The organism is Streptomyces sp. NPDC002730 (assembly GCF_042888805.1).
In the GTDB taxonomy this organism is placed as follows: Bacteria; Actinomycetota; Actinomycetes; order Streptomycetales; family Streptomycetaceae; genus Streptomyces.
This window is the reverse complement of the sequence record NZ_JBIAQG010000035.1, coordinates 5,812-15,334: the sequence shown is the minus strand read 5'-3', so window position 1 is coordinate 15,334 and position 9,523 is coordinate 5,812. Positions and strand designations below refer to the sequence as shown.

Sequence of the window (9,523 nt, the reverse complement as noted above, 5' to 3'; positions counted from 1 at the left end):
TCCAGCATCAGCCCGCGCAGGTACTGCTGACCGTAACCGCGCTGGCCTGCATAGGCCAGGTAGCCGAAGACATCGTCCGTGAACTCAGCAAGATCCGCGTCCAGTTCAAGTTCTGCCAGTCGGTCCATCCCCCTACCGTCCTCGCCACAGACATGGTCAAACAGTTACTTCGACGAACCGATCGAGGACCATGACCAAGCTCTGTCGGACTGTGGAGGTCTTCTATGCGGCCAGCCCCAAGGCGGAGTTGGCTCGGTGGTCGTGTTCGTAGTCGATCGGACTGTGGTACCCGCACACGCTGTGTAGTCGGTGGGTGTTGTAGAAGCCGGTGATCCAGGTCGCGATCTTCAGCCGGGCCTCGGTGCGGGTGGCGAAGGTGTGCCGGTGGACGTACTCGACCTTGAGGACACTGTTGAACGCCTCGCTGACGGCATTGTCGAAACACGAGCCCACCCGCCCCATAGACTGAGTCACGCCCAGGCGCCGGCAGGCACGCTTGAACCGGCGGGACACGTATTCACTGCCGCGATCCGAGTGGAAGATCACGCCCCTCACATCGCCGCCACGGGTGGCAGCGGCCATCTGCAAGGACGCGACGACGAGCTCTGCGTCATGCCGCTCGCCCGTCGCATAGCCCAGCAGCCGCCGGGAGAACAGGTCAATGACGGTGGCGAGATAGAGCTTCCCCTCCCCGGTGACGATCTCCGTCATGTCACCCGCCCACACCTGGTCCGGCGCGTCCGCGGTGAAGTCCCGGCGTACGAAGTCCGGGGCCGCGGCCCGCTTGCCGGGCCTGGTCAGCCCGCGGCGCCGGCGGATCTTCCGGCCGGCCAGGCCGAGTTCAGCCATCAGCTTCGCGACGGTGTTCACCGACACCCGCCAGCCCTCACGAACCAGGATGATCCAGATCTTCGGCGAGCCGTAGGTTCCGCCCGAGCCCTCGAAGATCCCCTTGATGGCGTCGGTCAGCTTCCCGCGCCGGACCTCGCGGGCGGTCGTGGGCTTGTCGCGCCACTTGCAGAACCAGGACTCCGACACCCCAAGAACCCGGCAGGCCAGGCGGTGCGGGACATGGTGCTCGGCCCTCTGGTTACCGATGAACGCGGCCAGCGCCGCGGGATCGGACTCGGTCACTTCACCCAGAGGGCCATGCATCGCTTGAAGACATCACGCTCCATCTCCATCTCCAGCTCCCGGATGCGCTTGTTCTTGTCCGTCATCTCCCGCAGCAGCCGCTCCAGCTCAGCGCGCTCGGTCTCCCGCAGCCGCCCACCGCTCTCCGCAGCCGCAGGCCCGTCGGACGACGCCGACCCGTTGCGTCGCCACCGCGAGATCCAGCTGTGCAGAGTGCCCGGATGTACACCGAGCTCCTCGGCGACCTCCGGGATCGGCCTCCCCGTTTCGATCACGATGCGTACAGCACCCTCACAGAACTCAGGCTCGTACGTACGCTGCTTGGACTCCATGAATCCCAACCCTCCCTGCAATCACAGGCTCCACGGTACGAGGGGAGGGACACTGCAGTCTCTCGTGGAGAAGGTGACCACCGTCTTGGCGCCGCCGGCCTGGAGGCAAGGGCTCCAGGTGGTGCTCGTCTGCCCGGCCGAGCAGACGACCTGCCGTATCTGCCAGTCGATACGGCAGGTCGTGGGTGGCGAAGCCCTCCTTGGCCCTGGCCCGGCGGGACTGGTCGCGCAGCATCGGGGTGATGAGTGCAACACCGAACTGCTTCAGGGAGCCCACGATCAGCTCGGCCGAGGCGTATCCGCTGTCCAGGTAGTGCTCCCCGGGCAGCAGCCCGCGTCGCTGGAGGGCCTGGTGGATGGGGTCGAGCATGGCGTTGTCGGGGACGGTGGCGTCGGTCGTGGTGACGCTCGTGACCAGATTCGGCCGCGGCGCTGCGTTCCGCCGTCCCGGGCCCGCATCACCGACGGTGCCGACCGCCGGCTGCGCGGGGGCCTGGCAGGTCTCACTGATATGGATCTTGAAGCCGTTCCACAACAGGTCGCCCTTGACGCTGCGGCGGGCGTCGGTGTCATACGGAGAGGTCAGGCGCTGTTGGCCGGGCGGGAGACCGTCCACCTGTGCCTCCCGCCGCTTGACCACCTCCCGTCCGCCCGAAAGCGTGCGGGTGTAGCTCTGCACCAGCACACGCCGCAGGACCTGGACAGCCGGCAGTTCACGCAGCCACGCCGGGGAGAGGGGTGCATAGACCGCGGTGAGCAGGGCGAAGCCGTCCCGGCCGAAGTCGACAGCGAGCCGGGTGTGTTTGGCCTTGGAGACCGGCGCGTGCCATCCGGGGATCCGATCGCCATAACGCCGGCTCCAGGAGGGCACGTATATCACCCGTTCCACCCTGTGCGGCGCCGCACAGACCAGTGCCTCCAGCGCGGCGCGGACGGCCTCCTCGGCCAGGTCCAGCCGGCTCAGGTGCCGCATCGCCGAGATCACGTGGGTGGAGTCGGTGCGCTGCTTGCCGCCGCTCTCCAGCAGCCCCTGCTCAACCAGCCTGGCCAGCAGCAGGTCCAGCACCTTCTCCTCCAAGCCGTGCGCGACCACCCGGGAGCGGAACTCCGAGAGCACACTGTGGTCGACCCCCGGATCCTCCAGATCCAGCCCGAGCGCGTATTGCCACGTCAGGTCCGCGCGTACCGCTTCGGCGGCCTGCCGGTCGGTGAGGTTCTCGGCCTTCTGCAGCACCGTGACCAGCGCGAGGCGCCCCGGCGACCAGCCCGGCTTGCCACGCTGCCCGAACGCGACCGCGAACTCGCCGTCGGCGAACAACTCGCCGAACCGGTCACGGACCCGCACCGCGAGCGGGACCTCCCGCCGGCCCGAGTACATCGCCCGGATCGCGGCCGCAATCTCAGGGACCGACTCAGGCCAGGGCTGCGGCTGCGGCTGCACCGACACCACACCTCCATCCTGCGGACAGACACCACAAGACTGCCGCAAGCCCCATGATCCACAAGAGACCTGCCCCTCACCCAGCCATCCCAGGGATTAACCACCAGGATCGACCAAGCAGCGAATCACCTCAACCACCTCACGGCTGACGATCAACGACGCCTCATCACCCCAACCGAAAACAGCGAGGCGAGGACAAGCTCAGGTGCCGCGCAGAAACGCACAGCCGAGCTTCAGGCACGACTCATGGAGCTCACAGGCATGACGCCCATGCTGATCCCACAACATCGCCTGGGGAAGGGAGCGGCCATGGAAGCCGTCCGAAAGGGCTCGATCCGAACGAGGTTGGTGACAGCGGCGGTTGCGCTCGCGGCGCTGGGCGGCAGTTTGGCTCTGATGGGGACGATGTCCGACGCTAGCGCGACCACGGAGAGCGACAGTGGTTCCAGCTCATCCGTCTCCTCCGACTCCTCGTCCTCGGACAGCCAGTGGACGTCCTCCAGCGGCGGGGTACAGTCCTCCGACTCGGGCTCGTCCGACGCGACGTCGGGGAGCTCATGATGAGCGGCGCGAGAACCGGGGCCGCCGACTTCCGGGCCCTGGGGTGCCGGGGGCGGCTGGTGGTCACCGACGCAGGTCGTCTGGAGGACTGCCGACGGCTGCTGGCCCGGGAGTTGGCCGCCGTCGACGCGGCGTGCAGCCGCTTTCGCGCGGATTCCGAACTGGCCGGTCTGAACTCGGCGAACGGCCGGCTGTCCGCCGTCGGGCCGCTGCTGGCGGAGGCTCTGGCGATGGCACTGCGGGCCGCGGAGATGACCGACGGCGATGTCGACCCGACGGTGGGGTCAGCGATGCGCACCCTCGGCTACGACCGTGACTTCGCTCTGGTCGAGCGGGACGGGCGGCCGGTGCGGCTGACGGTACGGCCGGTGCCGGGATGGCGCCGGGTGCGGCTGGATCGGGCAGCGGGCACGGTGATGATGCCGCCGGGGACCACACTCGACCTGGGGGCGACGGCCAAAGCGTGGGCCGCCGACCGTACCGCGCAGATGCTGGCGAAGGCGGCGGGCTGCGGGGTGTTGGTGAGCCTGGGCGGGGACACGGCGGTCGCGGGACCCGCGCCGTCCGGGGGCTGGCGGATCCGCGTCCAGGACGTGACCGGACACCCGGACGAACCGCCGGTGGGGCCGCACACGACGGTCGCGATCCGGCACGGCGGGCTCGCCACCTCCGGTACAGCCGCGCGGCACTGGCGACGCGGAGACCGGGAGTTGCACCACGTCGTGGACCCGCGGACCGGGCTGCCCGCGGTGACCCCCTGGCGCACCGTTACCGTCGCCGCGGCGAGCTGCGCCGACGCCAATACGGCGACTACCGCGGCGCTGGTGCGCGACGAGACGGCGTACGCGTGGCTGAACAGCATCGGGTTGGCGGCCCGGCTGGTGGCCGTCGACGGCACCGTGAAGACGACGGCCAGCTGGCCCGCTGAGCGGAACACGGAGGCAGCGGCATGACGCTCTGGTACATCGACCGCGCGACCGCGATCGTCGCCCTCGTCCTCTTCAGCGTGGTCGTGCTGCTCGGCGTCTGGGTGCGGCTTCGGGTGCGGCTGCCGGGGCTGCCCCGGTTCGGCACCGTGGCGCTGCACCGTTCGGTGTCGCTGCTGGCAGCGGCCTTCCTCGGCACGCACATCGCGACGGTGGTCCTGGACAGCCATGTCTCCGTCGGCGTCCTCGACGTCGTGGTGCCCTTCACCGCGGGCTATCAGCCGCTGTGGGTCGGGCTCGGCACGGTCGCGGCAGACCTGCTGCTCGCGGTGCTCGTCACGAGTCTGCTCCGGCCCCGGATCGGACTGCGGACCTGGCGTGCGGTGCACTGGTTCGGCTACGCCTGCTGGCCGGTGGCGATGGCGCACAGCCTGGGCGTCGGCACAGACACCGGTTCCGGGGTCGCGCTGTGGATCACGGTCGCGAGCGCCCTCCTCGTCGCGGCGGCGGTCGTGCTCCATCTGACACACCCCTCCGCACGGCGGCAGCGGGCCGCCGACCTCCTCGCCGCCCCCCATGCCTCCCGGATCGGAGAATGACGTATGCCCACGATCGACCACCGGCCCGGTGTCCACGCACCGCGCCGTCTCCTGCCGCCGCACGGCGGCGACAACCTGGCGGCGCACATGGCCCTCCACGGCGTCCCCCCGTACGAAAGCGCGGCCGCCCTGACCGGTGCGCTCCGCGACGCGGGACTGAACGGCCACGGCGGCGCCGGGTTCCCCGTCCACCTCAAGCTAGCCGCGGTCGCCGAGGCGGCTCGGCGCACCCGCCGTACCCCCGTCGTGGTCGCTAACGGCGCCGAGGGCGAACCGGCCAGCGCCAAGGACCTCACCCTGCTGCTACGCGCCCCCCATCTCGTACTGGACGGGGCACAGTTGGCAGCACGGGTGGTGGGTGCGGACCGGATGTTCCTCGCGGTGGGCGGCGGCGAGGTGATCCGTGTACTGCGTGTGGCTCTGGGCGAACGCGAGCGCTGCGGTCTCGATCCGCTGCCGGTACGCATGGTGGAGATCCCGGCGCGCTTTCTGTCGGGGCAGTCCTCGGCGCTGGTCGCGTACCTGAACGGCCGGCCGGCGCTGCCCCGGCACCCTGAACCGCCGGTGCGGGAACAGGGCGTGGGCCGGGCGCCGACGCTGGTCCAGAACGTCGAGACGCTGGCGCATCTGGCGCTGGTGGCACGCTACGGCGCGGAGTGGTTCCGCTCGGTCGGCACGGTCGACGAGCCGGGAAGCATGCTGTGCACGGTGCACACCGCCGGGCGGCCGCCGCAGGTGGCGGAGGTCGCGCTAGGCACCCCTCTGGCACGGTTGCTGCCGATGGAACACGGCGCCGTCCCGGCGCAGGCGGTGCTGGTCGGCGGCTATCACGGGGCCTGGATTCCGGCCGCCGACGCCGCCCGGCTACGGCTGTCGTCTGCGGATCTGCAGCCGTACGGGGCCGCACTCGGAGCGGGTGTGCTCGCCACGCTGCCGGCCAACCGCTGCGGCCTCGCCGAGTCCGCTCGGGTCCTGCGGTATCTGGCGCTGGAGTCGGCGGGCCAGTGCGGCCCCTGCCTCAACGGTCTGCCGCGCATCGCCATCGCGTTCGCGGAGCTGGCTCGGCCCGGTTGCCGGCCGGGCACACATGCTGACATCGAGCGCTGGGCCGGGCTGGTCGAGGGCCGGGGCGCCTGCCATCACCCAGATGGCACGGTCCGTCTGGTGCGCAGCGCGCTCATCGTCTTCGCCGCCGAGGCCGACCGCCACGTGCGGGGCAGGTGCGCGGCGAGCGACCCCAGGCCGCTGCTGCCGGTGCCGATGCCGGTCGAGGAGGGGAACTGACAATGCAAGCACGGATCACCGTCGACCGGACCGCGTGCACGGCACATGGCCTGTGCGCCGAACTGCTGCCGGAGCGGATCACCCTCGACGAGTGGGGCTACCCGCTGCTGGACGACGCACCACTGCCCGCCGAGGCAGCCCGGCGGGCCCGGCGGGCTGCCGCCGACTGTCCGATGCTGGCGCTGCGGCTGGGCCGCTGACCAACCAATCGGTTACACGAGGAAGGGGAATTGAGTCGAATATCCGTCCGGGTGATTGAAGTCAATCGTGTCATCGTCGCACGATCGGGGCGAGTTCCTGAGGGGGGCTTGACCCCGCTCCAGCTTCAGCGCGCTCGTCTGCGGGCTGAGCGCGTCCGGGAGGCGGTCACCGGTTTCCGGGACGGTCACCCGGCCCGGGCACGACCGGGCGAGCCGCGGCTTCAGCGAGCCGAAGGCGCGCTCGTGTACGCCGTTCTGGCCGGGGCTCTTGGCGCGGGTGCGGATGTGCGGCAGCTCGGCCGGGAGGCGATGAAGCGGGCGAACGCGGCGCCTTTGAGGGCTCCTCCATTGTCGGTCACCAGCTTGATCCGCCGGATCTGGCCGGTGTCGGGGTTCTGGGGCGGCAGCTGGGCCAGCGGGCGGCCGCCGAGGCTTTCGGCCTCCTTGATCGCGAGTTTCACGGCCTCGATGGCGGGCCAGTTCCCGGCGCGCGCCTTGGTAGTCGATGGGCTGGAGCAAGTCCCGCCTGCGCAGGGCGCGTTCAAAGAGGACGCGGAGACGTCATGGCCGTCGGCCCGCATCATCCATTGGATCTTGCGGTGGCCCCCGGGCCGGCCAGTTCGCGGCATACTTCGCGGCGACCGGCTCCAGCGCGTCGACCACGGCGCCGACCACGGCCCCTTGGCCACGGGCTCACCCCGGCGGGCGCGGCCCGGCCGGCGAGAAGTGGTGCGGCGCGGGATGCCGGCGAGCGTGCAGAACCTCGAAGTCGGCATCTCCGCTTGGGCGCGGATCACCTCGTGGTCCCCAAAGGGGCCAGACGGCCGTCGGCGGACTTCTTCCACACCCGCAGCTCGACATGTGCCCCACCCAGTGCGGTCTTGAGATCCTCGATCTGCTCCTCGAGCATGGCCTCCCCGTTGGATGCCTGCTTCGACGCCCCGGCCGCCAGGCCGACCTTCCCGGACTCCAGGAACTGGGCCTTCCACTTGGCCACCGACGCCTGCGAGGTCTTGTTCCGACGGGCCGCCTCGGCCACGGTCATCTCACCCGCCAGGACCGACAGCACAGTCCGTATGTACTTCTCCACCGGGAACTGCGGCGGAGGACTCATCAGGCTCATTGAGCCTTTCCCAGTAATGGATCATGATGTTGTGTGATCGTTCAGATGGTGCGGTCGTAGTCGAGTTGGAGTAGGACGAGGGCTGCTGCGGCGATCTTCGTGATGCGGCTGGGGTCGAGGCTGACCCGGCGCAGGGCCTTGAAGGTCGTCTTGAGCAGGGAGTTGGCGCGCTCGCAGACGCCGTGGATGCCGTGGATGACCTTGTTGTAGGTCTGCTGGGCGTCGGTCAGTTCGCTTCCGGCTGGCTTTTTGACGGGGTGGCGGAAGCCGTCGCCGGCGTTCTCGTAGCCGAGATCGACCAGGGTGGGCATGTCCAGCTCGGCGGCGATCCGGTTGAGGGCGTCGATCAGGCCGTGGTGGCGGGCGCAGGTGGTGTCGTGCTCCCTTCCCGGGCGGACCGGTGAGACCCAGATCGGCCAGCCGTCCGGGGTGGCGATGACCTGCACGTTCCCACCGTGATGCTTGTGTTTTCCGGACCACCAGAGGTCTGCGCCGTTGGGGCCGGGGGCGGCGACGCGGTCGGTGCGGATGACGGTGCCGTCGAGGTTCAGGTGCGTCAGTCCGGCCGCTTTAGCGCGCTTCAGCGCGGTCGCGAGGTCCGGTGCCCCGGCCGCCAGGACGGTCGGCCCCTCGTGGAGGTAGCGGTAGGCGGTGGAGGTTAACAGGCCGTTGTCGCGGGCGAGTTGGGACATGCGGGTGCCGTCGATGAACCAGCGCAAGATGAGCACCGCCTGGCGGAAGCAGCCCAGCGCGCGCCTGCCCTTGCGGGTTTTGGCCGCGATGCGGTGATCGCGCAGCAGTCGGGCCAGGTGCTCGGCGGTGGACCGCTTCACATCGAGCACGGCGGTGTATGTGACACTGGTCGACACGTGAGGCCCCTCGGTCGGATCTTTCTGTCGCAAGATCGTTCCTACCAGGGGCCTTACGCCTGCCCGGACTTGGGGATCGCACGGGCCGCAGCGCCGACGTCGCGATCACAGCGAGCGATGAGCGCTTACTGAGAAAGACTCACTGCCGGAACGTGGTGACGGCGGTCCCCGCAATGCCGGGGCCGGACTTCGACACGAGTCCAGTCGTCGTAAGTCCTTGTGCCGTGGATGCCGTCACCGCACGACCGCCTGTTGCCCCGCAGGCCCTCCCGCAAAGGCGAATTGGCCGCCAGCCAAGCTGACGGCCAATCGCGACCTGACCTATTCTTCCTGGGCTCACGGCCCAGCCTCCAGGTGTCTAACCTGGCGGGTAAGTCTCAGGAGGCTGCTTACGAAGCTGAAGGCCACCCTTCACAGGAGCAGCCCCGGGGACGATGCGAGGCCTGCATGCTGCCCGTGCGGCTTGCGCGGCTTGCGCGGCTTGTGGTGGTGAGGAGGGCAGGGGTTGGTGGTCCCGAGTGACAGCTTCTGGTTCAAGAGGGGCTTGTGGTGGTGAGGGGGGCACTGCTGTGACGTGATGGTGGTGGGGTCGGTGTCGGTGTGGGTGGTTGGGTCGCCGCCGCCGGTGACTGTGGCGGTGTTGATGACCTGTGCGGGGGCGTCAGTGGCGACGTCGACGGTGACGGTGATGGGGGGGTAGGTGGAGCCGGCGGCGAGGGCGTCGCTGCGGGTGCAGGTCAGCGTGGCCAGAGTGCAGGTCCAGCCCGTCCCGGAAATGCCGGTGACCGTCAGTCCCGTGGGAAGAGTGTCGGTGACGGTGACGGTGGTTCCGTCTGTCGGGACAGTCGAACTGGCAGAGTTGCCCGCGGTGAGCGTGTACGTAGCTCCCTGCTGCCCCTGAGCGAAGTCCCCCGTGTGACTCTTGTCGATCGCCAACACCGGAGTGTCGGGAGTGACGGACGTGATGGTGGTGGGGTCGGTGTCGGTGTGGGTGGTTGGGTCGCCGCCGCCGGTGACTGTGGCGGTGTTGATGACCTGTGCGGGGGCGTCAGTG

General features: G+C 69.6%; 10 protein-coding genes and 1 pseudogene. 4 read left to right on the top strand and 7 right to left on the bottom strand.

Annotated features, from left to right (window positions below; translation table 11 throughout):
- Window positions 1–222 precede the first annotated feature (222 nt).
- From ACFYXH_RS41690 to ACFYXH_RS41680, 3 genes are read right to left on the bottom strand one after another with little or no spacing between them, the layout of a single operon-like run.
- Window positions 223–1,134, bottom strand: a complete 912-nt coding sequence (locus tag ACFYXH_RS41690; protein ID WP_389574885.1) for an IS3 family transposase — start codon at window positions 1,132–1,134, stop codon at window positions 223–225.
- On the bottom strand, window positions 1,131–1,466 hold the full coding sequence (locus ACFYXH_RS41685; protein ID WP_389574883.1) for a transposase: 336 nt from the start codon (window positions 1,464–1,466) through the stop codon (window positions 1,131–1,133). The genes ACFYXH_RS41690 and ACFYXH_RS41685 overlap by 4 nt, the downstream gene beginning before the upstream one ends.
- Window positions 1,435–2,913, bottom strand: a complete 1,479-nt coding sequence (locus ACFYXH_RS41680) for a transposase (RefSeq protein ID WP_389574880.1) — start codon at window positions 2,911–2,913, stop codon at window positions 1,435–1,437. The genes ACFYXH_RS41685 and ACFYXH_RS41680 overlap by 32 nt, the downstream gene beginning before the upstream one ends.
- Window positions 2,914–3,467: 554 nt before the next feature.
- Here ACFYXH_RS41680 and ACFYXH_RS41675 point away from each other — a divergent pair.
- Genes ACFYXH_RS41675 through ACFYXH_RS41660 form a run of 4 tightly spaced genes read left to right on the top strand, consistent with a single transcriptional unit; the run spans window position 3,468 to window position 6,477 of the window.
- Window positions 3,468–4,421 carry an FAD:protein FMN transferase gene (locus ACFYXH_RS41675; RefSeq protein WP_389574877.1) on the top strand — a complete coding sequence of 318 codons (954 nt, stop codon included), beginning with the start codon at window positions 3,468–3,470 and terminating at the stop codon, window positions 4,419–4,421.
- Entirely contained in the window at window positions 4,418–4,993 is a 576-nt protein-coding gene (locus ACFYXH_RS41670) for a ferric reductase-like transmembrane domain-containing protein (protein WP_389574874.1), read from the top strand. Before ACFYXH_RS41675 ends, ACFYXH_RS41670 begins: the two co-directional genes overlap by 4 nt.
- A 3-nt stretch (window positions 4,994–4,996) precedes the next feature.
- A complete protein-coding gene (locus ACFYXH_RS41665; protein WP_389574871.1) occupies window positions 4,997–6,277 on the top strand; it encodes an NADH-ubiquinone oxidoreductase-F iron-sulfur binding region domain-containing protein in 1,281 nt (426 codons plus the stop codon).
- Between the two features lie 2 nt (window positions 6,278–6,279).
- Window positions 6,280–6,477 (top strand): ferredoxin, encoded by a 198-nt coding sequence (locus ACFYXH_RS41660; protein ID WP_389574868.1) that lies wholly within the window; start codon window positions 6,280–6,282, stop codon window positions 6,475–6,477.
- Window positions 6,478–6,698: 221 nt separating this feature from the next.
- Here ACFYXH_RS41660 and ACFYXH_RS41655 read toward each other — a convergent pair whose 3' ends face one another.
- The 4 genes and pseudogenes from ACFYXH_RS41655 to ACFYXH_RS41640 all read right to left on the bottom strand — a co-directional run.
- Complete coding sequence (locus tag ACFYXH_RS41655) at window positions 6,699–6,938, bottom strand: hypothetical protein (protein ID WP_389574865.1); 240 nt, start codon at window positions 6,936–6,938, stop codon at window positions 6,699–6,701.
- 332 nt (window positions 6,939–7,270) lie between these two features.
- Window positions 7,271–7,591, bottom strand: a complete 321-nt coding sequence (locus ACFYXH_RS41650) for a helix-turn-helix domain-containing protein (protein ID WP_389574862.1) — start codon at window positions 7,589–7,591, stop codon at window positions 7,271–7,273.
- A 50-nt stretch (window positions 7,592–7,641) separates the two neighbouring features.
- Window positions 7,642–8,469, bottom strand: coding sequence for a transposase family protein (locus ACFYXH_RS41645; RefSeq protein WP_389574859.1), 828 nt, complete (start codon window positions 8,467–8,469; stop codon window positions 7,642–7,644).
- A gap of 411 nt (window positions 8,470–8,880) precedes the next feature.
- A pseudogene (locus tag ACFYXH_RS41640) lies at window positions 8,881–9,523 on the bottom strand (hypothetical protein); the annotation flags it as partial.